This window comes from Sphingorhabdus sp. (genome assembly GCF_044338195.1).
GTDB lineage: Bacteria > Pseudomonadota > Alphaproteobacteria > Sphingomonadales > Sphingomonadaceae > Sphingorhabdus_B.
The window spans coordinates 49,309-70,813 of record NZ_JBIIMC010000007.1 but is presented as its reverse complement, the minus strand read 5'-3'; the positions used below and the strand labels follow the sequence as shown (position 1 = coordinate 70,813).

Sequence of the window (21,505 nt, the reverse complement as noted above, 5' to 3'; positions counted from 1 at the left end):
TTATTGTGCAGTGCAACATTTTTGTTGACAGTGCGTGCACGAATCTTTATTGTGCACTGCAACACAACAGAAATGGTGCACGCCATGGTAAGCAAATTAGCAGCTACTTCTTCGACCGAAACCGTTGAACCAACGGCCTCGAAGGCTGCGCCTGCGAAAGCCACATCAAGCACCGTTGCAAAGAAGAAGGTTGCGAAACCTGCTGCTTTACCGGCCAAGAAAGCCGTGTCTGTTGGATCTAAACCGATTGCTCAAGGAGTGACGAATATGACTGACACTGTAAAAGCCGCCGCTGAAAAAGCGACCGAGTTTTTCGCTGACGTGCGTGAAAAGGCAAGCGAAGCGACCGAAAAAGGCAAGAATTTCGCGGCTGAAGCCGTTGAATTCAACAAAGCCAACGTCGAAGCCATCGTTGAAGCTGGCAAGATCGCTGCCAAGGGCGCTCAGGAAATGGGCAAGACCAACATCGAATTCGCCAAGAAGAATTTCGAAGACGTTCAGGTTGCGGTGAAAGAATTGACGGCCGTCAAATCGCCAACCGATTTCGTGAAGCTTCAGGGTGAACTGGCGCGCAAGGGCTTTGACACTGCGGTAGCGCAGGGTTCGAAGAACACCGAAGCGATGGTAAAGCTGGTAAACGAAATGTTCCAGCCGATTTCGAACCGCATCGCGGTAACGACTGAGCTTTTCAAGAAAGCTGCATAAGTTTTCCGAGGTCATTGCGCTGGTGCATTTCGCGCCTGCTGCCTTCTCTCTCTCCTCCTTATGGTGGTGGGCAACCGAGAAACGCCAGCGCAATCATAAAAGAGCCGTCCTTTCCCCTGCGGAAAGGGCGGTTTCTTTTTAGCCAATCGAAATTGATATGGAACAGGGGTTGCGCAGTCACCCTACCCTGACCTATTTTAGAGTGATGCAAATCCACATGGCACATGATGACGACGACAAATCAGGGGGCACACCCGGCGTCGGCCTTGCCACGCGTACACGGCCAAAGACGCAAAAGCCCAGCCTGTATAAAGTCCTGCTGCTCAACGATGATTATACGCCGATGGAATTCGTCGTTCATGTGTTGAAGGCATTTTTTCAGATGGACACAGATCAGGCCACCCGCGTGATGCTACATGTCCACCAAAAGGGCGTCGGCGTGTGCGGTATCTTCACTTATGAAGTTGCCGAAACCAAGGTGACGCAGGTCATGGACTTCGCCCAAAAAAATCAGCACCCGCTGCAATGCACGTTGGAAAAAGACTAAGGTTTGCTCGGCGCACCAATCGACCCATATATTGTTTTGCCATCCTTAATCGTCGCAACCACTTTGATGCTGTGTATTTTCGCTGCGTCCACGGTCAGCGGGTTTCCGTCCAGAATGACAAGATCCGCGCGCTTACCCGGCGATAGGCTGCCTTTGTCCCCATCCTCTCCAATTTGCCACGCGGCATTGATCGTTACTTGTTGCAACGCGCGATAGGGTGATATCCGCTCCATTGGCCCCAATATGTCACCGCTCTGCGTCAGCCGGTTCACCGATGACCAGACCAGCCGCATCATGTCAGGCGGCACAACCGGAGAGTCATTATGCGCCGTCGGGCGCAGCCCCAGTGCCCAGCCAGTTGCCTGTGGCGAGATAAAATCGGCGCGCTTGGCCCCAAGCGCTACATCGCGGTGCCAGTCGCCCCAATAATAAGTATGGTTGGCAAAAAAGCTGGGCTGGATATCCAGCGCCTTCATGTCCTTTAGCTGATCCAGCTGGACCACCTGATTGTGGATCGCGATGGTCCGCTTACCCGCCAGACCATTGTCCCGGACCCCGTCGATCAAGGCCTGCGCGGCGGCGTCGCCGTTGACATGGACAAAAACCTGCCAGCCATTTTGTGCGGCATCCGCCAGTTTGGCGTTAAACAATTTCAGATCAATCGCCGGATAACCCGCATAGCCCTCTTTCTGGCCATGTGGCGGGATGGGCACCGGGTCTTTCAACCACGCGGTGCGTCCCTGCGGCGAACCATCAATCGTCAATTTAATGCCGCCAATGCGCACATGCCCGCCCGCGGGATAAGGCTTTCCAATACGCGCACGTACCGCCGCGGGCCAGTCACGTTCAAAGGAGGTCAGCGCCACGACATCAATCGGGAATAGCCCGCGCTTGTCCGCTTCCTCCATCGCTGCCCAGTTTTCCGGCATGATCCGTCCGTCTTGTCCGGTGGTGATACCATTGGCGGCATAGATTTTGGCACCAGTCACCAGCGGCGCAATGCTGGCATCGATGCTGGGCGGCGTAAGCACTTTCAACACGGGATAGAGCGCCGTTTCCTCCAGCACGCCATCGGGCGTTTTGCCATCGGCCTCACGCCGGATCACGCCGCCCTGCGGATCGGGCGTCTCTGGCGTATAGCCAACCAGCTTAAGCATCGCCGAATTCATCGCCGCAAAATGCCCGCTGACATGCAGAATCAAAATCGGAACGGTCGTGGAAACCGCATCCAGATCCGCCCGTGTCGGATGGCGCCGCTCGGCCAGTTGCGAATCGTCATAGCCATTGCCAATAATCAGCGGCATGCCGGCGGGGCGTGGATATTGGCGCAGCGCGTCCTGCAACTCTGCGATCGATGTAACGGTCCCAACGGGCGGTGGTTGCAATTGCGCCATCGCTGCATTCTGTCCGACATAGCCCATATGCCCATGCGCATCGATAAATCCGGGCAGAACGGTGCGTCCTTTCAGGTCGACCATTTCGACCTTTTTGCCCGCAGCTTTTTTGACCGTGGCGAGCGTGCCAAGAGCAGCGATTTTGCCGTTGCGCAGCAATATGGCCTCAACAAACTCGGGCTGATCGCCAGCCATGGTGAGTATCGATCCACCCGTCAAAATAATGTCCGTCGTTTGCGCGGGCGTCGCCGCCAAGAGCAACGGTGCAAATGCGCAAAGCAGGCCATATTTCAAACGCATCATTCTCTCTCCCAAGACTTTATCGGCCGACTATCGGTTGCAAAATCCGGGCTGGCAAGCCATCCAGTCGTGTAAGGAGAAATAATATGGCAGCAGCATTGATCGTTGGTGCAGGTGACGCAACTGGAGGAGCGATTGCCAAGGCTTTTGCCCGCGAAGGCTTCACCGCCTGTGTCAACCGGCGTGCGCGCAACGCGGACCAGCTGGAAGCGCTGGTACAGTCCATTCATGCCGAGGGTTATGCTGCCCGCGCCTATCCCGCAGACGCGCGTATCGAGGAAGAAGTCGTGGCAATGGTCGACGCGATTGAACGCGATGTGGGCCCGATTGAGGTCGCCGTGTTCAACATCGGCGCCAATGTGAACTTCTCGATTCTGGATATGACGTCTCAGGTTTATCGCAAGGTTTGGGAAATGGCAGCCTTTGCGGGTTTCCTCATGGGGCGTGAGGCGGCGCGCCGGATGGTTGAGCGCCAGTCGGGAACAATCATTTTCACCGGCGCAACTGCCAGCATACGTGGCGGCAGCGGTTTTTCAGCCTTCTCCGGTGCAAAGGGTGCGCTGCGCATGCTGGCACAGTCGATGGCGCGCGAACTTGGGCCAAAGAATATACACGTGGCGCATGTCATCATTGATGGCGGCATCGACACCGCCTTTATCAGGGGCATTCACCCCGATTTCGAAGCAGCCAAGGCGGCGGACGGCGTGCTGTCACCTGATGCAATTGCGCTGCAATATGTGGCATTACACAAGCAACACCGAAGTGCGTGGACGCACGAGATGGATTTACGGCCATGGACGGAGAATTTTTGATGACCAAAAACTTCCAATTTCTTTTCGATTTCGGCGGGCCCAACAGTTATCTCGCGTACAAGATGCTGCCGGATATCTGCGCGCGTACGGGCACTGAAGCGATCTATATCCCCATCTCGCTGGGGGGACTGTTCAAGCTTACGAACAACCAAGCGCCGTTCATGCGCTATGCGGAGACGCCCGCAAAACGCAATTATGAGATGCTGGAATTCGACCGTTTCGTCAAAGCACATGCGCTGCCGTTTAAAATGAACCCGCGCTTTCCCATCAATTCGCTGCAGCTGATGCGCGGCGCGGTTGCCGCGCAACATCTCGGCTGCTTTGCGCCTTATGTCGACGCTGTGATGGCGGCGATGTGGGAAGACGGCGCGGACATGGGCGATGCACAGGTGGTCGCGACGGTTCTAGACGCAGCTGGCCTCGACAGTGCGGCATTACTCGCAAAGGCCGAGGATCCGGCGGTGAAAGCGGAATTGATCGCGAATACCGAAGATGCCGCCAAACGCGGTGCATTTGGCGTCCCGACATTTTTTGTGGGTGATGACATATATTGGGGCAAGGAACGGCTTGGTCAGCTTGAGATTGCGCTCGCCGGGTCCTGACTTCCAATTCCTAAGTTGCGCCGCAATCAATTCCCGCTAAATACCCTGCGATGGATAAGATAATCGTACGCGGCGGCAATACGCTCAAGGGCAAGATCCCCATTTCAGGCGCAAAGAACAGCGCATTGACGCTGATACCCTGCGCGTTGCTGACTGACGAGCCGCTGACCTTGCGCAATTTGCCGCGCTTGGCGGACATTGACGGTTTTCAGCATTTGATGAACCAGTTCGGTATTTCCACGACGGTTGCCGGATCGCGTCCCGAAGATTTCGGCCGCGTGATGACGCTCGAAGCGACGCGTATCACCACAAATATCGCGCCCTATGACCTTGTCCGCAAAATGCGCGCGTCGATTCTGGTCTTGGGCCCCATGCTTGCCCGTGCGGGCGAAGCGACCGTGTCGCTGCCCGGCGGATGCGCCATTGGCAACCGGCCAATTGACCTTCACCTGAAAGCGCTCGAGGCATTTGGCGTCGAAATTGAAGTTGCCGCAGGATATGTGAAGGCGGTTGCCAAAAAAGGTATCCCCGGCGGGACATATACCTTCCCCGTGGTTTCCGTGGGCGCGACCGAAAACGCATTGATGGCGGCCAGCCTCGCAAAGGGCACATGCGTTCTGCACAATGCAGCGCGCGAGCCAGAAATCGTCGATTTGTGCAACTTGCTTGTCGCGATGGGCGCGCAGATTGAAGGCATCGGCACATCCGACCTCATCATTCACGGCAAAGACCGTCTGCATGGCGCCACATACCGCGTGATGAGCGACCGGATCGAAGCGGGCAGCTATGCCTGCGCTGCAGCCATTACCGGCGGCGATATTGAGCTTGTCGGCGCAAAGGCGAGCGAAATGGATGCAACGCTGCATGCGCTGCGCCAAGCAGGCGTCACGGTTGAAGAAACGGCCGGTGGGATCCGCGTCGCGTCCGATGGCAAATTAAAGCCGCTGACAATCTCGACCGCGCCATATCCCGGCTTTGCGACCGACATGCAGGCGCAGTTCATGGCCATGCTGTGCATGGCAGACGGCGCAAGCGTTCTGACCGAAACGATTTTTGAGAACCGGTATATGCACGTGCCCGAACTCAACCGTATGGGCGCGCATATCGAAACCAAGGGCCGTACGGCTATTGTCCATGGCGTGAAGAAAATGACCGGCGCGCCTGTCATGGCAACCGATTTGAGAGCCTCTATGAGCCTCGTGATCGCTGGCCTGGTGGCAGAGGGCGAAACGCATGTGAGCCGTCTGTACCACCTCGACAGGGGCTATGAGCGGCTAGAAGAAAAGCTTCAGCTTGTCGGCGCGGATGTTGAGCGGGTGGGTTCAGACTAAAAAGCGCCATGCGAATCGGAACGTCGCTTTGAAGGAACGGTTGCCACATTGATATTTTTGCGGCATCTTCCATGGAAGTGAAAACGAATTTGAATCCGAAGCAAAGCAAAGCCACGCGTCATCCAGTTTTGGATTCCATCCGCTTTAGCCCCATCGCAACCGTCGTCAGCGACCCCAGTAAGCCAGACAATCCCCTGATTGCGGTGAATGCGGCTTTTTGTGCGCTGACTGGCTATACAGAAGATGATGTTATCGGTCGCAACTGCCGTTTCTTGCGCGGTCCTGACACGGAAAATGGCCAGACGGAAAAACTGCGTTCCGCAGTACATGGGCAGCATCCTGCACTGGCAGAGCTTATCAATTACCGGAAAGACGGCACCCCCTTTCGCAACGCGGTGATGATCGCGCCATTGTTCGACAATGATGGGAATCTTGAGTTGTTCGTCGGGTCCCAGATCGAAGTGCTCCCTGAAGAGGAAAGCATTGGGCTGGTGCGGCAACAGCAAGCGGCACAGATTGTCGACCGACTGTCGCCCCGTCAGCGCGAGATTTTGCAGCAGATGGCCCGCGGTTTCCGGACAAAGCAGATTGCCTATCGATTGTCCTTAAGCGAAAAAACGGTTCAGATGCACCGCATGCTGATGTTCAAGAAACTGTCGACGTCGAATGCGGCAGATGCCGTCCGAATAGCGGTCGAAGCGGGGCTTTGACCGACCGGGCAGGTCGATGTGACGGAACCCTTTATGCGTTCGCCATCACCCACAGTCGAATCGCACTCGCCAACCCACAGGGTGTTCCGGATTCCAGACGCTCAACATCGATTTGCGCGACCAACGCATTGACGGGCAAATCCTTTTGCTCGGCAGCCCGTTTCAACGCGTCCCAGAAAAGCGGTTCCAGACTGATGGAGGTTTGATGCCCCGCCACCGTCATGCTGCGCTTTACGGGCGGATGATAAATGTCGCTCACCCGCCGACGACCATCAATACATGTGCTGACCACCGTTGATCGACAAAGTCGAACCGGTGATGAAGCCTGCATTGTCGCTCGTCAAAAATTCGACGCCGCGGGCGATTTCGTCGGGTTGACCCAATCGGCCAACCGGGATTTGCGCAACGATCTTTTCCATCACATTTTCCGGGATCGTCGACAGCATTTCGGTGCCGATATAGCCCGGCGCGATTGCATTGGCGGTCACGCCATAGCGCGCACCTTCGGCGGCAAGCGATTTGGTAAAGCCATGGATGCCTGATTTCGCGGCCGCGTAGTTCACCTGACCTATTTGGCCGCCCTGGCCGTTGACTGAGCCAATGTTCACGATGCGGCCCCATTTGCGTTCGCGCATGCCGGCAAAGACTGCCTTGGCCATGTTGAAACATCCGGTCAGGTCGACACGGATCACTTCATCCCATTGTTCAAATGTCATCTTCATCATCGTCGCATCGCGGGTGATGCCCGCATTGTTGACCATGATGTCGATTGGGCCGAACTCCGCCTCAATCGCCGCGCAGGCGTCTAGGCAGCTTTGGTGATCGCCCACATCCCACTTGCGCACCGCAATGCCCGTCCGCTCCGAAAAAGCCTTGGCGGCGGCGTCATTGCCACCATAGTTGGCGATGACCATCCGGCCTTTTTCTTGAAGCTTCAAACAGATCGCTTCACCAATACCTCTGGTCCCGCCTGTAACCACCGCAATTCGTGACATACACCGCTCTCCTGATTGCCATTTCCGCCATGATTAATGCTCAAGGGCACAAGTGCAAGTTGCCGTGAACGTTAGTATAAAAAAGGCCGCAGCCACGCTGTGCTAACGATTAGATCCAGCCAGCGAGTTCCTGCCCGATAATCTGTTCAAGCATATCCATCCCGACATCGCTGTCGTTCAGGCACGGTAGATAGGCATAATGCGTGCCGCCCGCTTCTTCGAACTGCTCATGCCCCTGCATGGCCAGCTCTTCGAGCGTTTCGAGGCAATCGACCGAAAAGCCCGGCGCAAAGATCGCGACTTTCTTCGTCCCTTCGCGCGCAAGCTTCATCAGCGTGTCGTCCGTAGCGGGTTCAAGCCATTTTGCCCGCCCAAAACGGGATTGGAAACTCACAACAAGCGCGCGGCCCATGGCTTCCGACAGAAGCCGCGCGGTTTTTTGGCAGTGGCAATGATAGGGATCCCCCAAATGGAGCGTCCGCTCCGGCATCCCATGAAAACTGATCACAAGCGCGTCGGGCACGAAATCCAACTTCGCAAGCGACGCTTCAATCGATGTCTTCAACGCGCCAATATAGCGCGCATCATCATGATAAGCGGGCAGCGTCCGGATCGCCGGATGCCATCGCATGGCGGTGAGCGTGGCATAAGCCTCATCAAGCACGGTACCCGTCGTCGCCCCCGAATATTGCGGATATAATGGCGCAATTAAAATCCGGTTGCACCCCGCTGCTTTCATGGCGGCAAGTTGGTCGCCGACGGACGGATTGCCATAGCGCATGGCGTACCGCACATCGGCAATCCCTTCCATACGCGCCTGCAAAGCTTCCGCCTGACCGGCTGTGAAAAATGCGAGCGGCGATCCTTTTTCCGTCCATACCTTGGCATATGCCTTCGCGGATTTTTGCGGACGGGTGTTCAAAATGATGCCGCGCAAAATCGGCTGCCACAGCAAAGGCGGAATTTCGACAACGCGTTGATCCGACAAAAACTGCTTCAAATAGCGCTTCACCGCTGACGTGGTCGGTGCGTCTGGCGTGCCCAGATTCACCAGCAAGACGCCGACTTTGGGCGTCGCTACGAGTGGGTGGTTCGTTGGTAATGTCATCATAGTCCCCGGGACAGTAAAGGAAGTTCACGCAGACGTATGCCGGCTGCGGAGAATAAAGCGTTTGCTATAGCGGGGGCAACTGGCGGCACCCCGAGTTCAGTGACACCGCCCGGCGGCGCATCGCTACGCGCAAATTCAACAGTGATTTCTGGCACATCGACCAATTTCGGCAGGTCCACATCGCGCAGACGCCGGGCGGTTGGCAGGCCGTTTTGATATTCGGTTGTTGAACCCAATGCTTGTGCCAATCCAAATATAATGCCGCCCTCAATCTGCTGGCGCGCCAGATCGGGATTAATCAGCCGCCCGCAATCCGCCATTGCGTGAATACGGTCGACACGCACGCCGGTTTCGCTGGTACGCGCCGTCACGATGAGGGCAATGTGGCTGCCGCGCATGCTGTGGCAAGCAATGCCGCGTCCGCTGCCAGAGCCGCCCCCATCCCATCCCGCCATATTGGCAACGCCCGTAAGGCATCGGGCAAGCCGCGTTTGGCCGACAAGCATTTGCATGCGAAACGACAAGGGCTCGACGCCAGCTTTCTGGGCAAGCTCGTCGATAAAGCCTTCGACGAAGAAGCAGTTGTAGCTGTGCGCAAGGCTACGCCACGGCCCGGTTGGCATCGGCATGCGCACAGGGAAATGGTCAATCGTCAGATTGGGAATGGCATATGGTATCTCCGCACCGCGCAATGCGAGTGCGTCAAATTCGCCTGCGGACGACTTGCGCGCTTCGTCAACGCTTTGCCCATCGATCCGGTTCGCAAGCTCACGCATGCTGGATGCGGCGGCTACCCGCACGCTCATGGCTGTCACTGCGCCTTCGGCATTTATCGCGGCGGATAAACGGCCCAACGCCGGTGTGCGGACATGATCCCGCAGGAAGTCTTCAGGGCGCGACCAGACCAGTTGCACCGGCCGCCCCACTTCCTTGGCAATGACCGCGACTTGCGCGGCGATCACATTGTCAAAATTGCGGTCGAAACTTCCGCCCGCCATGACGGGGTAGAGGACGACATCATTTACATCGATACCGATGGCGTTTGCTGCGGCAACGCGCGCGGCTTGAGGCGCTTGCGATGCGATCCATAATTGCAGACGACCATTGCGATAATCCGCCGTCGCTGAACGTGTTTCAATAGGGGCGTGTACCGCCGCACCCACCGAATAGTCAGCCTTAAAAATACGCGTTGCCGTCTCTGACGCCATTGCAGCATCAACGTCGCCAGTTTTGAATGCCCGGAAGCCGGGGCCTTTGGCAATCGCGTCGCCAAGCGACTGACCGATTTTCTGGCTGTCCGCCAAAGCACCTTTGGTTGCGAAGACGGGCTTCATTGCATCCAACGCGGTGTTGGCTGCCCACCAGTTGCTTGCCACCGCAGCAACCCAGCTTTTGGTGCGCACCACGTGCACCACGCCGCGCATTTTCAGCGCCGCTTTTGTGTTGGCGGATTTCAACCTACTGTTGCCTGCTGGCCCGCCCCTGACAGACGCGTAGAGCATGTCGGGCAAACGAATGTCGCCCGCAAAGCTTGCGCTGCCATCCACCTTAGCCGACAGATCAAGCCGCGGCGCATCACGGCCCGAAAGGCGGTTGCGCGGCGAAGAATTCAGCGGAACCGGCGATGGCGGCGCGAGCTCTGATGCTGCAATGACAAGATCCGCAAATGCGAGGCGTTTCTTTCCAAAGACCACAAAACCGCGATCCGTTTGGCACTGCTCCCATGAAATGTCCCAGCTCGCCGCCGCGGCCTGACACAAGACCGCGCGCGCCGCTGCGCCAGCTTCACGGCATGGCTGTTCAAATTGCCGAATGGAGGATGATCCGCCGGTCACCACAAAGACGTCGCGTCGCGCAAGTTCGTTGATACTGCTGGCCACGGGACCGCCATCTGCGTTGAGCGACAGGTTTTCGGGCATGAATGCCGGGGCCCACTCGCGCGCCAATAATGTGTTTGCGAATATCGGACTTGGCGGCACTGGCTGGACTGCCACCGACCGCCAGTCAGCGCCAAGCTCTCCGGCGACGATCTGCGCCAATGCTGTATACACGCCTTGGCCAGACTCGCTTTGTGGAATGCCGACGACGATTTTGCCGTCTTCGGCTATTTTCAGCCACGGTCCGAAAAGATGCTCGCCCTCTACCGTCCGTAAATTGGGCGTATAGCGGCGCGGCCACAGGCCCCAAGCCACAAGCAAACCGACGCCAGCGCCGCCACCAATGAGCAGCTTTCGGCGGCTAATGCCTTCGCTTGCCGCTGCGTCTTCCGTCATGCAGGCGCGGCCTTTGGCGCGTCCACCCATGCGGACACTTGCCGCGCAATCGCGGCATAGGCATCGCTAATGGGGCCTTCATCCAGTGCAGGCGGATTGCCCGCATCGCTTGCCATGCGGATTTTGATATCCAACGGAATGCGACCCAAGAACGGAATGCCCAATTCCTTTGCCGCGGCTTCTGCTCCGCCCGAACCAAAAGGATCACTCATTTCGCCGCAATGCGGACAGAGATAGCCCGCCATATTTTCAACGAGGCCAATGATCGGGACTTTCGCGGTGTCAAAAAAGCTGATGGCGCGGGTGGCGTCAATCAACGCCAAATCCTGCGGCGTGGAGATGATCACGGCGCCGACGGGCTTATGCTTTTGGATCATCGACAGCTGGATGTCACCGGTGCCGGGCGGCATATCGACCACGATGTCGCGCACATCGCCCCATTTGGCGTCGACAAGTTGCGACAGGGCATTGCCCGCCATGGGGCCACGCCACGCAATGGCCTGGCCCGGGTTGACCAACTGGCCCATCGACAAAAACGGAACGCCGCCAGCACCCATCACAGGTATCATATTCTTGCCTTCAGCTTCAGGCTTCACGCCCTCAACACCCATCAACCGTGGTTGCGATGGGCCGTAGATATCGGCATCAACCAGACCAACCGATCGGCCTGCCCGCGCCATGGCGATGGCAAGGTTTGTCGACAGCGTTGATTTACCTACGCCGCCTTTCCCGCTGGCCACAGCGATCAGGCGCGGCGTAATCCGCTCTGCCGTCAACATGATCCGGACTGACGTCGCCCCTGCTTGTTCAACGGCGCTGCGAACATCGGCTTCCATTTGCGCGCGGGCATCCGCGTTCAATCCAGACACATCAAGCACAAGCGAAACCGCGCCATCGGCGATTTTCAAACCGCTCGCACGAGCGCCGGCAACGGCGGAAATGGCATGAGAAAAATGATCAATATTTGGCATATCATGCCGAATAGATTCAGAATTGCGGGATTGACACTGTTTTTCTGAAAAACCGCTACTACATAGACTTTATGAGCAAGAAAATTGACGATCAGGGGTCACATATTTTGGCGATAGAAGGCAAAGGTCCGTGGGATTCAGACGATTCCGCCGACACGGGTGCATCCGGCAATGCAAACCAAAAAGGTGGCCGATCAAAGCCTGATCCGGTTAATCCGTGGGACCCGGCACCGGAAGGTACGGCAAAACAATCGCGGCCCCGTGGCCCATCATTGGAAGAATTGCTGCGCCGTAAAGGCGGTGGCTTTGGTGGCATTCCACAGCGGCCAGATGGCAAAAGCTGGTGGCCGATTATCGTCGGTGGCTTTCTTGTGCTCTGGCTGGCCTGGTCGACAATCCACCGGATTGGCCCTGAACAAGAAGGCGTTGTAACCCAGCTTGGCAAATATGCCCGCACGGTGCAGCCGGGCATTCGTTTCACGCTGCCCTCGCCCATCGAGAGTATCACCAAGGTTGATACCAAGCAGATCCAAACGACCTCCATCGGTTCGCCGAAGGCAAGCAGCGAAAATCTGGTCCTGACCAAAGACCAGAGCATCATTGATATGGCCTATGACGTCCGCTGGTCGATTAAGAGCCCGTCATTATATCTGTTCCAACTCGACAGCCCTGAAGGCACGGTCAAGGAAGTTGCGGAAAGCGCCATGCGCGCGGCCGTTGCCAATTATGATCTGACCCAAGCCATTGGCCCGGGCCGTGGCGCAATTGAATTGGAAGTGCGACGCCGCATGCAGCAGATATTGGACGAATATCGCGCCGGTGTGTTGGTGCAGAGCATTTCGATCCGTCAGTCAGACCCACCAGCCGAAGTGAATGACGCGTTCCGCGAAGTAAACGCGGCGCAACAACGCCGCGAGAGCTATCTGAACGATGCGCGTGCTTATGCCAGCCGCGTGACCGAGTTGGCTTTGGGTGAAACTGCCGAATTCGACAAGATTTACGTGCAGTATAAGGAAGCGCCCGAAGTCACCAAAAGGCGGTTATATTATGAAACGATGGAGCAAGTGCTTGGCAAGGTCGACAAGACCATTGTCGAAACTGGCGGTGTAACGCCGTACCTTCCGCTCCCTGAATTTCAGAAAAAGGCCGCACAAAAGGCTGAACCCGTTGTTGTGACAGGAAAAAAACAATGATGACGAATATCATCAGAAACCCGATTTATCTGGCGTTGATTGGGATCGGTACGCTCATTTTGTTGAGCATGTCGGTCACCATCGTCCCTGAAACGCAACAAGCGATTATCAGCAGCTACGGCAAGGTTGACCGCGTTGTGAACAAATATCGTGCGAAGGAACAATTTGGCGAAACGCGCGCGGGCCTCACCTTCCGTATCCCTTTTGTTGAACAAATCCAGATTGTCGACAAGCGCGTGTTGAGCGTCGAAATGGATCAACAGGAAGTGCTTTCCACGGACCAGCTGCGCTTACAAGTCGACGCCTTTGCGCGGTTCCGCATCACGCAACCTGATGTCATGTATCGGACCATCCGTACCGAAGATCGCCTGCGTGACCAGTTGAAGACAATCTTGGGCTCATCGCTTCGCAACGAATTGGGCAAACGCACATTTGTTGCCTTGCTGAGTGCCGAGCGCGGTGAAGTTATGGAAAATATCCAGACTGCGTTGAACCGCGAAGCCAAGAAATATGGCGCCGAAGTTATTGATGTCCGCATTAAGCGCGCCGATTTGCCCGCAGCAACGCTGCAGTCGGCCTATAACCGGATGCGCAGCGCGCGGAATCAGGAAGCGATTGCCATTGATGCCGAGGGCCAGAAAGAAGCGCAGATTATCCGTGCTGATGCCGAAGCCGAAGCTGCACGTATCTACGCCATAAGCTATGGCAAGGATCCGGGTTTCTACGACTTCTACCGCGCCATGCAGAGCTATCGTCAGACTTTCCAGAATGGCGAGGGATCAAGCAACATCATCTTGTCACCGCAGAACGCGTATCTTGAGAAATTCCGTACCGGACGTTAATCGAACGACGGAGGACTTTGGCCAATTGGATGGCATCCATTCAATTGGCGTTAAGCTTTAATTCGCCATCGAATGGCTGATTTCCGGGCCTGCTGCCCATATGAGTATATGAGAGGAATGATATCCGTGCGTTACGCTTATGCAGTTACCACCGCGCTTTTAATGACAGGTGCCGCCGTAGCTTTGGTCAACGACAATCCCGTGACCGCGCAAACCGGCCTTGCTGTTTCGGAACAAGTTAATCTCGCGCCCGGCGGCGCTCCATCGAGCTTTGCGGACTTGGCCGCACAGTTGCAGCCAGCGGTGGTCAACATCGCCACGCGAAAAAAGGTACAAGTCGCCACCAGCTTTAACCCGTTAACCGGCGAAAGCCGTCCGATAACGCAGGACCAAGCAAGCGGCGGTTCCGGCTTTTTGATCTCCAGCGATGGCTATATCGTGACCAACAACCATGTCGTCGCGGGTGGCCGATCGGGCGACGCGGTTGACCGCGTGACCGTCACCTTGTTTGATGGCAAGGAATATCCGGCCGAAATCGTCGGCCGTGATCCACAGTCCGACATCGCGTTGCTCAAAATCCGTGCGACCGATTTGCCGTTCGTCAAAATGGCCGATTCCAGGAAAAGCCGTGTGGGCGACTGGGTCATTGCAATCGGTAACCCGCTTGGCCTTGGCAACACCGTGACCGCAGGCATTATCTCCGCGCTTCAGCGCAACATCGGCGCCGGTGGCGCATATGACCGCTTCATTCAAACCGACACCGCCATCAACCCCGGCAACTCGGGTGGCCCCTTGTTCAACCTCAAGGGCGAAGTCGTTGGCATCAACAACCGCCTGATTTCACCAGTTGGTGCAAATATCGGCGTCGGATTTGCCATTCCTGCCGAAGAAGCCATTCCTGTTGTCGAATCCCTGAAAAAGGGCGTCCGTCCGGAACGCGGCTATTTGGGTATCACCATCCGGCCCGTGGATGAAGATACGGCCGATGCGCTTGGTTTGGACAAGAACCGCGGTGAGTTTGTCGCGCGCGTTGTTGCAGGCGAAGCTGCGGATAAGGCTGGCCTGAAAGAAGGCGACATCGTTCTACGTGTCAATGACCGCGATGTTTCGCCCGAAACCACATTGTCCTTCATCGTTGCCAATATCAAACCTGGCACACGCATTCCGCTGGATATCTTGCGTGAAGGCAAACCGATGAAGCTGACCGCAACCGTCGGCGCACGTCCGCCAGAAGAGAAGTTGCCTCAAAGTTTCAATCCTGAAGAAAATAAGGATTTCGACAAGCAAAGCGACACGGCAGATTCAAAGGTTGTGCGTGATGCTTTGGGCATCAGCGTTATTCCGCTTGATGCCGAAATCGCCCGCGCGCTTGGCCTGACCACTGATATAAAAGGTGTCGTTATTGACGTTCCGGGCACCGGCACGGGTGCACAGGTTGGTCTGCGTCGGGGTGATGTCATCGTATCGGCAAACTACAAGCCGGTAAGCACAGCAGCCGGTCTCGCCGCTGTCGTCAAGGAAGCCAAGGCAGCCGGTCGTGGCGCAATCTTGCTGGGCGTCAAACGCCGCGGCGCGCCAACACAATATGTGACGGTACGTCTGGAAAAATAAGGCAGTTGTCGGGCGCGCCAGGGTGGTGCTAGTTAAGCTATGGACTTAATCAGCACCGACTGGCGCGACGACGCCGAAGACATCCTTCCCGACCTGATCGCGCTGCGCCGCGCAATTCATGCCGAGCCTGAGCTTGGCCTGCAAAACCCCAAGACATTGGCTAAAATCAAGGCCGCGCTTGCTGGCCTGCCGCTGGAGCTGCGTGAAGGGCCATCGACCACCGGGCTCATCGCGACACTCAAGGGCCCGGCCAATGGCCGTACGGTGCTTCTACGGGGCGATATGGACGCGTTGCCGCTCCATGAGGATACGGGCCTTGAATATAGCTCGCTGACCGAAGGCGCGATGCATGCGTGCGGGCATGATACCCATGTCGCGATGCTCGTGGGTGCGGCCAAGATGCTATGCGCCAAACGCGATCAGCTGGCCGGCACCGTCCAATTCATGTTCCAGCCCGGCGAAGAAGGCCATCATGGCGCGCGCTTCATGCTCGACGACGGCTTGATTGATCCATTACCCGACGCCGCCTTTGCCTTGCACATCATGCCCAACGCCCCGCGCGGCGTGTTTAGCGGCCGAAGCGGACCATTATTGGCATCCTCTGACGTCCTGAATATTACCATCAAGGGCGCGGGCGGCCACGCGTCGATGCCGCATGACGCCGTTGATCCCATACCTGTTGCCTGCGAAATCGTATCCGCCATCCAAACGATGGTGACGCGCAAGATTTCCGTATTTAACCCGGCGGTCATTACCATTGCCAAAATCACAGCAGGCACGACCAACAACATCATTCCCGAGACCGCGCATCTATTGGGCACTATCCGGACACTGTCGCCGCAATCACGCGCGCGCGTGGCGGAGGAACTGCATCGTCTCGCCCCCGGAATCGCCGCCGCCCATGGTTGCAGTGCGGAGGTCCATATCGAACAAGGCTTCCCTGTCACCGTGTGCGACGACCGTGCGGTGCAATTCGGTAAAAAAGTGGTTGAGGATATATTTGGCGCCGAAAGCTGGATCACGCTCGACACGCCGATCATGGGCGCGGAGGACTTCGCCTATGTCCTTGAAAAAGTGCCCGGCGCCATGTTCTTCTTGGGCGCGTCACATGAGGGCGACGACTGGCGGTCCTGCTGCGGTCTGCATTCCAACCGCATGGTCCTAGACGACAGCGTCATGGCCCGCGGCGCCGCCCTCCACGCCGCAATAGCCGAACGATATTTGTCCGAGGGTTTTGCTTAACTTTTTATAACGCAAAGCCGCGACAGCTATTTCCACGCTGCCTTCTCGACCCCGCGCATGACGCGTAGGGCGTTGCCTTGGGCGATTTTGGCGAGATCGCTTTTGGAATAGCCACGACGGACCAGTTCCGCGAACAGAGCGGGATAGGTCGATACGTTTTCGAGGCCCACTGGCAGTTCATCGACACCGCCAAAGTCGCCACCAATGCCGATATGGTCAATGCCGGCAACTTTGCGGATGTGGTCGATATGGTCAGCGACCTGCGCCAATGTTGCTTTGGGCTGTGGGTTTGCGGCAATCCATGCGTCTACCGCGGCTTTCTCGCCAACGGGGTTGCCGGAAAATTCCGTTTTCGCACGACCCGCTACCGCCGACCGATCAAACTCCCATTGGCGGCGCTCGGGCGAGGTAAAGCCGGGGACGAATGTGACCATGACCACGCCGCCATTTTGCGGCAAACGCTTCAACACGGAGTCCGGCACGTTACGTGGATGCGGTGTGATGGCGCGGGCATTGCTGTGCGTGAACAGCACGGGCGCGGTGGTTTTATCCAATACGTCATGCATCGTTGCCTCTGACACGTGGCTGATGTCCGCAATCATCCCCAACCGGTTCATTTCCGCCAGCACTTCAAAACCGAATGGCGACAGCCCATCATGCTTTGGCGCATCGGTCGCGCTGTCGGCCCAATCGGTCGTTAGGCTGTGCGTGATGGTCATGTAGCGTGCGCCGAGCGCATAAGTTTGCCGCAGGATCTCAAGCGAGTCACCGATGGAATGCCCGCCTTCCATCCCAATCATCGACGCGATCTTGCCGGCCTTCATCGCGCGTTCTACCTCAGCGGCTGTCGATGCATAAGCAAAGCTCTCTGGATAACGCGCGATCATCTGCCGCACGACGTCAATCTGCTGAATTGTCCGCGTTACCGCCTCATGCTTCGGCAGTGCGGCATCGACATATACCGACCAAAATTGACCGCCGAGGAAACCGGCGCGCGCGGCGCGGATATCGGTATGCGTTTTGGCAAGAACATCGGCAGGCAGTGCGGAGAGATTGAATTTCGAGAAATCCCGATCGAACAGTTCCGCAATCTGGTGCGGCGTATCATTATGTCCGTCGATAATCGGGGATTTCGCCAACACCTCACGCGCGGTTTCTTCGGGGGTCGCGGCATAGGCCGGCGAGAGCGCGGCCAAGGCAAAAAGCGGGAGTAGTTTTTTCATGGGACCAACACGGTATCAACCGCCTCCTTTAGCGTTTCGGGATAATCGAGCGTGAAATGCAGGCCCCGGCTTTCATGCCGTGACAAAGCGGACTGAATGATAAGCGCCGCGACCTCAACCAGGTTGCGCAGTTCAATCAGGTCAGGCGTCACACGGAAATGGCTGTAATAATCGGCAACTTCGCTGCGCAGCAAATCGATACGATGCTGCGCGCGCTCCAACCGCTTGGTCGTGCGCACGATACCTACAAAGTTCCACATGAACTGGCGGATTTCGCGCCAGCATTGCGCAATGACAACCTCTTCATCGCTGTCCGTCACGCGGCTTTCATCCCACGCGCGGATGGGCGGCGGCGGTGGCAGGCTATCCCAATGGGCATCAATATGGCGCGCACAAGCATCACCAAAGACGAAACATTCGAGCAGTGAATTCGACGCAAGGCGGTTGGCACCATGCAGCCCGCTTTGCGTCACTTCGCCAGCCGCATACAGCCCCGGCGCATCGGTTCGGCCATCCAGATCAACCAGAACACCACCGCAGGTATAATGCTGCGCCGGCACCACAGGAATAGGCTCGCGCGTGATGTCGATGCCAAGCCCCATCAGCTTTTCATAAATGTTCGGGAAATGCGCCTTCACAAAATCGGCCGGTTTGTGGCTGATATCCAAATGGACATATTCCAGCCCGTCGCGCTTAATCTCCGCATCATTGGCGCGCGCCACGATATCGCGCGGCGCAAGCTCTGCACGCTCGTCATAATCGGGCATGTAGCGATGCCGGGTTTTCGGATTTTTCAGTATGCCGCCCTCGCCGCGCACCGCCTCGGTAATCAGGAAGTTTTTGACCTCAAGATTGTACAGGCAAGTCGGGTGGAATTGCATGAATTCCATATTCGATACGCGGCAGCCAGCGCGCCACGCCATGGCAATGCCATCGCCCGTCGCCCCGCGTGGTGCGGTGGAGTAAAGATAGGTGCGTCCAGCACCGCCGCTGGCCAAGATGGTGGCGCGCGCGGTGAACGCTTCCACTTGCCCCGTCTTGCGGTTGAGCGCATAGACGCCATGGACGCGTCCTGATGTCGAAAACCGTTCTTGATGGCGGCCGGATATCAAATCAACGGCGACCATATCGGGCACCAGCACGATATTGGGATGCGCTCTCGCTGCGGCTTCCAATGCCTGCTGCACCGCCCATCCGGTGGCGTCATCGACATGGACGATGCGGCGGTGGCTGTGGCCGCCCTCACGCGTCAGGTGCCAGTCATTGCCCTCAAGATTGAACGGCACGCCCAGCTTTGCCAGCCGTTCGATGGCGACCGGTGCATTTTCGACAACAAATTCGACGGTGGCACGGTTATTCAGCCCGGCGCCTGCGACCATGGTATCTTCGATGTGGCTTTCGAAATTGTCGCCGGGCTCAAGCACCGCAGCGATGCCCCCCTGCGCCCAGGCTGTCGCCCCATCGGATATCGCGCCCTTTGCCAAGACGGCGACTTTTCGGCTTGTTGCGAGCTGCAGCGCAGCGGTTAATCCCGCCGCGCCCGATCCGATAATAAGAACATCGACGTCCATTTATGCACTGCTTGTGAGACGCAGGAAAACGTCTTCAAGGTCGGCTTCCTTGGTTGTCACGTCCAATATCCCAAGGCCGAGTCCCTGAATGGTCGTCAACACCTCGCCCGCATTCATGCGATCCTTGTTATAGGTAATCTCGATTGTGCGCTCATTCACCAATTCGGATTTTTCAAATGCGTCGTGGGTAGGCGCAGCGGTGACATCCCGGTCGAGCGTCAGAACAACGGCCTTTTCCCGGGCCATGCCGACCAGCTCGCGCGTTGGCTTGTTGGCGATCAGCTGCCCATGGTTGATGATGGCGATACGATCACACAATTGTTCTGCTTCTTCGAGATAGTGGGTGGTCAACACCACGGTCACGCCCTGCTTGTTCAGTTCAAGCACATAATCCCACAATTGCTGACGCAGCTCGATATCGACACCAGCCGTGGGCTCATCAAGAACGATAACCGGCGGCGCATGGACCATGGCTTTGGCCACCAACAACCGTCTTTTCATGCCACCTGACAAAGTACGGGCATAGGCGTCCGCCTTGTCCTCTAACCGGACAGCCTTGAGCAGTTCCATCGTCCGCCGCTTGGACTTCGGCACGCCATATAGGCCCGCCTGCAATTCCAGCGCTTCCTTCGGTGTGAAGAAGGGGTCGAACATGATTTCCTGCGGGACAATACCGATCGATGCCTTGGCATTGCGCGGGTTGGCATCAATATCAAAACCCCAGATTGATGCGGAGCCCGAGCTTTTCATCACCATCCCGGCCAATATGTTGATCAGCGTGGATTTACCCGCACCATTCGGCCCCAGAAGCCCAAAAATAGATCCCTGCGCGACGTCGAAGCTGACATCACTCAGCGCCTGTTTGCCGCTGGCATATTTTTTGGAGAGATTTTTGATCGAGATAGCTTGTTCAGACATAAGCATGCGATAGCGAACGCCGCCCAGCTAAGCAATCACGGGAAGTGACAGATTGCGGGCGTACCATGAAATGCACGCAATGCGTTGATGCGGCTATGTGTGCAGTGACACGCTTGACGTTGCCGCGAACCAAGCACCCGGCGTATATTCCGGAAACTGGTCGATCACGCTCAATTATTTCTGACCCGTTGCAGCCCCGCAGCGGTTTTGCTACGCGCCGCGCATGAATAACGAACCTGAAACGATCCGAGTCCGTGAACCGCGCGTTGCTTGCGACGGCAGCGGCGATATCCCTGCCGCATTGGGGCACCCCCGCGTCTGGCTTCAGATTGATGAAAAAGGCTATGTCGATTGCGGCTATTGCGACCGTCATTTTGTGCTTGTCGGCGGCCCTGCGGATAAATCCTGAAGCCGCGCACGGTCTTGAATGGCCACCGTCCGGCGGTCTGGCAAGTTGATCACACCGTCGGCCTTTAACAGCGACAATTGCCGGCTGACCGTTTCAATCGTTAAGCCAAGAACATCACCCATCTGTTGACGATCGAGCGGCAATTCGAACCTATCCAAGGCGCTTTTGTCCGCCGAACAGCCAGTCTCGCCAAGACGCGCGGACATTTCCAGCAGCAAGGTCGCAATGCGCTCTGTTGCGGTCTTTTTCCCCAGCAGCAACATCCATTCATGCGCGCGATCAAGTTCAGTCAACGTCCGACGCAGCAGCTTATGCTCCAGTTCCGGATGCTGCCGCGCGAAGCCGTCAAAAGTGGAACGGGAAAATATACATAATTCGGCATCGGTGAGCGCAGTGACGCTATAGGGGCTTTGCTGACCAAAGGGACGGCCGATAAAATCAGAGGCGAAGACAAGGCCGACAATCTGTTCGCGCCCATCCGAAATGCTCATGGAAACTTTCAGGACGCCTTCGATGACATTGGCGACGACAACCGAATCATCGCCTTCCCAAACAACCGTCTGTCCCTTCGTCACGCGCTGCTTTCGGCCAAGCTGCCCCAACGCATCAAGTTCATCGGGTTCGAGGCCGGCGCAAATTGCACGGTTACGCACAACGCATTGGGAGCAGTCCTTCATAACCCAAGCTTAGCCCTCGCACGGGCGGCGGGCAACAACTCATGAAGCCGTAACGGCTATTGTCTGGC

The 21,505-nt window shown here is 57.0% G+C and carries 21 protein-coding genes; 11 read left to right on the top strand and 10 right to left on the bottom strand.

Going from position 1 to position 21,505, the window contains the following annotated elements; translation table 11 throughout:
- Nucleotides 1–267: 267 nt before the first annotated feature.
- Nucleotides 268–705, top strand: a complete 438-nt coding sequence (locus tag ACIQZK_RS03625; RefSeq protein ID WP_397574946.1) for a phasin family protein — start codon at nt 268–270, stop codon at nt 703–705.
- A gap of 217 nt (nt 706–922) precedes the next feature.
- On the top strand, nt 923–1,252 hold the full coding sequence (gene clpS, locus ACIQZK_RS03620; protein WP_322788758.1) for an ATP-dependent Clp protease adapter ClpS: 330 nt from the start codon (nt 923–925) through the stop codon (nt 1,250–1,252).
- Here the strand turns inward: clpS and ACIQZK_RS03615 are convergent.
- Complete coding sequence (locus ACIQZK_RS03615) at nt 1,249–2,949, bottom strand: amidohydrolase (RefSeq protein ID WP_397574945.1); 1,701 nt, start codon at nt 2,947–2,949, stop codon at nt 1,249–1,251. The genes clpS and ACIQZK_RS03615 overlap by 4 nt on opposite strands.
- 83 nt (nt 2,950–3,032) lie before the next feature.
- Here ACIQZK_RS03615 and ACIQZK_RS03610 point away from each other — a divergent pair, with 83 nt between their 5' ends.
- The 4 genes from ACIQZK_RS03610 (at nt 3,033) to ACIQZK_RS03595 (ending at nt 6,401) form a co-directional block, all read left to right on the top strand.
- Complete coding sequence (locus ACIQZK_RS03610) at nt 3,033–3,758, top strand: SDR family NAD(P)-dependent oxidoreductase (RefSeq protein ID WP_397574944.1); 726 nt, start codon at nt 3,033–3,035, stop codon at nt 3,756–3,758.
- Nucleotides 3,740–4,360 (top strand): 2-hydroxychromene-2-carboxylate isomerase, encoded by a 621-nt coding sequence (locus ACIQZK_RS03605; RefSeq protein WP_397574943.1) that lies wholly within the window; start codon nt 3,740–3,742, stop codon nt 4,358–4,360. Before ACIQZK_RS03610 ends, ACIQZK_RS03605 begins: the two co-directional genes overlap by 19 nt.
- A 50-nt stretch (nt 4,361–4,410) precedes the next feature.
- Nucleotides 4,411–5,691: a UDP-N-acetylglucosamine 1-carboxyvinyltransferase gene (gene murA / locus ACIQZK_RS03600; RefSeq protein WP_395635438.1), complete on the top strand. Its 1,281-nt coding sequence runs from the start codon at nt 4,411–4,413 to the stop codon at nt 5,689–5,691.
- A gap of 77 nt (nt 5,692–5,768) precedes the next feature.
- The gene (locus ACIQZK_RS03595) at nt 5,769–6,401 is read left to right on the top strand and encodes a LuxR C-terminal-related transcriptional regulator (RefSeq protein ID WP_397574942.1); all 633 of its coding nucleotides are present in this window, start codon (nt 5,769–5,771) and stop codon (nt 6,399–6,401) included.
- Nucleotides 6,402–6,432: 31 nt separating this feature from the next.
- On the opposite strand, the gene ACIQZK_RS03590 is transcribed toward ACIQZK_RS03595, so the two are convergent.
- The 5 genes from ACIQZK_RS03590 to ACIQZK_RS03570 form a co-directional block, all read right to left on the bottom strand.
- Nucleotides 6,433–6,660, bottom strand: a complete 228-nt coding sequence (locus ACIQZK_RS03590) for a ribbon-helix-helix domain-containing protein (protein ID WP_324479543.1) — start codon at nt 6,658–6,660, stop codon at nt 6,433–6,435.
- 13 nt (nt 6,661–6,673) lie between these two features.
- Nucleotides 6,674–7,396 (bottom strand): acetoacetyl-CoA reductase, encoded by a 723-nt coding sequence (phbB, locus tag ACIQZK_RS03585; RefSeq protein ID WP_333569295.1) that lies wholly within the window; start codon nt 7,394–7,396, stop codon nt 6,674–6,676.
- Between the two features lie 109 nt (nt 7,397–7,505).
- Nucleotides 7,506–8,504: a ferrochelatase gene (gene hemH, locus ACIQZK_RS03580; protein WP_397574957.1), complete on the bottom strand. Its 999-nt coding sequence runs from the start codon at nt 8,502–8,504 to the stop codon at nt 7,506–7,508.
- Nucleotides 8,504–10,780, bottom strand: a complete 2,277-nt coding sequence (locus tag ACIQZK_RS03575) for a molybdopterin cofactor-binding domain-containing protein (protein WP_397574941.1) — start codon at nt 10,778–10,780, stop codon at nt 8,504–8,506. Before ACIQZK_RS03575 ends, hemH begins: the two co-directional genes overlap by 1 nt.
- The gene (locus tag ACIQZK_RS03570) at nt 10,777–11,751 is read right to left on the bottom strand and encodes an Mrp/NBP35 family ATP-binding protein (RefSeq protein WP_397574940.1); all 975 of its coding nucleotides are present in this window, start codon (nt 11,749–11,751) and stop codon (nt 10,777–10,779) included. Before ACIQZK_RS03570 ends, ACIQZK_RS03575 begins: the two co-directional genes overlap by 4 nt.
- A gap of 71 nt (nt 11,752–11,822) precedes the next feature.
- Here ACIQZK_RS03570 and hflK point away from each other — a divergent pair, with 71 nt between their 5' ends.
- From hflK to ACIQZK_RS03550, 4 genes are all read left to right on the top strand, one after another.
- Complete coding sequence (hflK, locus tag ACIQZK_RS03565; protein WP_397574939.1) at nt 11,823–12,944, top strand: FtsH protease activity modulator HflK; 1,122 nt, start codon at nt 11,823–11,825, stop codon at nt 12,942–12,944.
- Nucleotides 12,944–13,786, top strand: a complete 843-nt coding sequence (hflC, locus tag ACIQZK_RS03560) for a protease modulator HflC (protein ID WP_395635470.1) — start codon at nt 12,944–12,946, stop codon at nt 13,784–13,786. Before hflK ends, hflC begins: the two co-directional genes overlap by 1 nt.
- A gap of 117 nt (nt 13,787–13,903) precedes the next feature.
- Nucleotides 13,904–15,397 carry a trypsin-like peptidase domain-containing protein gene (locus ACIQZK_RS03555; protein ID WP_397574956.1) on the top strand — a complete coding sequence of 498 codons (1,494 nt, stop codon included), beginning with the start codon at nt 13,904–13,906 and terminating at the stop codon, nt 15,395–15,397.
- A gap of 39 nt (nt 15,398–15,436) precedes the next feature.
- Entirely contained in the window at nt 15,437–16,639 is a 1,203-nt protein-coding gene (locus ACIQZK_RS03550; protein ID WP_397574938.1) for a M20 family metallopeptidase, read from the top strand.
- A gap of 26 nt (nt 16,640–16,665) precedes the next feature.
- On the opposite strand, the gene ACIQZK_RS03545 is transcribed toward ACIQZK_RS03550, so the two are convergent.
- The 3 genes from ACIQZK_RS03545 to ACIQZK_RS03535 are packed head-to-tail and all read right to left on the bottom strand — an operon-like array spanning nt 16,666 to nt 20,351.
- Nucleotides 16,666–17,862, bottom strand: coding sequence for a dipeptidase (locus tag ACIQZK_RS03545; RefSeq protein WP_397574937.1), 1,197 nt, complete (start codon nt 17,860–17,862; stop codon nt 16,666–16,668).
- Nucleotides 17,859–19,433, bottom strand: a complete 1,575-nt coding sequence (nadB, locus tag ACIQZK_RS03540) for an L-aspartate oxidase (RefSeq protein ID WP_397574936.1) — start codon at nt 19,431–19,433, stop codon at nt 17,859–17,861. Before nadB ends, ACIQZK_RS03545 begins: the two co-directional genes overlap by 4 nt.
- Nucleotides 19,434–20,351, bottom strand: coding sequence for an ABC transporter ATP-binding protein (locus ACIQZK_RS03535; protein WP_397574935.1), 918 nt, complete (start codon nt 20,349–20,351; stop codon nt 19,434–19,436).
- Between the two features lie 223 nt (nt 20,352–20,574).
- Here ACIQZK_RS03535 and ACIQZK_RS03530 point away from each other — a divergent pair, with 223 nt between their 5' ends.
- Complete coding sequence (locus ACIQZK_RS03530) at nt 20,575–20,760, top strand: zinc-finger domain-containing protein (RefSeq protein WP_395635448.1); 186 nt, start codon at nt 20,575–20,577, stop codon at nt 20,758–20,760.
- On the opposite strand, the gene ACIQZK_RS03525 is transcribed toward ACIQZK_RS03530, so the two are convergent.
- The gene (locus ACIQZK_RS03525) at nt 20,721–21,437 is read right to left on the bottom strand and encodes a Crp/Fnr family transcriptional regulator (protein ID WP_397574934.1); all 717 of its coding nucleotides are present in this window, start codon (nt 21,435–21,437) and stop codon (nt 20,721–20,723) included. The two genes, ACIQZK_RS03530 and ACIQZK_RS03525, sit on opposite strands and share 40 nt — an antisense overlap.
- Between the last annotated feature and the right edge of the window lie 68 nt (nt 21,438–21,505).

Coding starts and splice junctions, on each gene's coding strand:
- ACIQZK_RS03610 (WP_397574944.1), top strand. CDS start 3,033: ATGGCAGCAGCATTGATCGTTGGTGCAGGTGACGCAACTGGAGGAGCG.
- nadB (WP_397574936.1), bottom strand. CDS start 19,433: ATGGACGTCGATGTTCTTATTATCGGATCGGGCGCGGCGGGATTAACC.
- phbB (WP_333569295.1), bottom strand. CDS start 7,396: ATGTCACGAATTGCGGTGGTTACAGGCGGGACCAGAGGTATTGGTGAA.
- ACIQZK_RS03615 (WP_397574945.1), bottom strand. CDS start 2,949: ATGATGCGTTTGAAATATGGCCTGCTTTGCGCATTTGCACCGTTGCTC.
- clpS (WP_322788758.1), top strand. CDS start 923: ATGGCACATGATGACGACGACAAATCAGGGGGCACACCCGGCGTCGGC.
- hemH (WP_397574957.1), bottom strand. CDS start 8,504: ATGACATTACCAACGAACCACCCACTCGTAGCGACGCCCAAAGTCGGC.
- ACIQZK_RS03535 (WP_397574935.1), bottom strand. CDS start 20,351: ATGTCTGAACAAGCTATCTCGATCAAAAATCTCTCCAAAAAATATGCC.
- hflK (WP_397574939.1), top strand. CDS start 11,823: ATGAGCAAGAAAATTGACGATCAGGGGTCACATATTTTGGCGATAGAA.
- ACIQZK_RS03570 (WP_397574940.1), bottom strand. CDS start 11,751: ATGCCAAATATTGATCATTTTTCTCATGCCATTTCCGCCGTTGCCGGC.
- ACIQZK_RS03545 (WP_397574937.1), bottom strand. CDS start 17,862: ATGAAAAAACTACTCCCGCTTTTTGCCTTGGCCGCGCTCTCGCCGGCC.
- murA (WP_395635438.1), top strand. CDS start 4,411: ATGGATAAGATAATCGTACGCGGCGGCAATACGCTCAAGGGCAAGATC.
- ACIQZK_RS03550 (WP_397574938.1), top strand. CDS start 15,437: ATGGACTTAATCAGCACCGACTGGCGCGACGACGCCGAAGACATCCTT.
- ACIQZK_RS03530 (WP_395635448.1), top strand. CDS start 20,575: ATGAATAACGAACCTGAAACGATCCGAGTCCGTGAACCGCGCGTTGCT.
- ACIQZK_RS03525 (WP_397574934.1), bottom strand. CDS start 21,437: ATGAAGGACTGCTCCCAATGCGTTGTGCGTAACCGTGCAATTTGCGCC.
- ACIQZK_RS03605 (WP_397574943.1), top strand. CDS start 3,740: ATGGACGGAGAATTTTTGATGACCAAAAACTTCCAATTTCTTTTCGAT.
- ACIQZK_RS03625 (WP_397574946.1), top strand. CDS start 268: ATGACTGACACTGTAAAAGCCGCCGCTGAAAAAGCGACCGAGTTTTTC.
- hflC (WP_395635470.1), top strand. CDS start 12,944: ATGACGAATATCATCAGAAACCCGATTTATCTGGCGTTGATTGGGATC.
- ACIQZK_RS03575 (WP_397574941.1), bottom strand. CDS start 10,780: ATGACGGAAGACGCAGCGGCAAGCGAAGGCATTAGCCGCCGAAAGCTG.
- ACIQZK_RS03555 (WP_397574956.1), top strand. CDS start 13,904: ATGATATCCGTGCGTTACGCTTATGCAGTTACCACCGCGCTTTTAATG.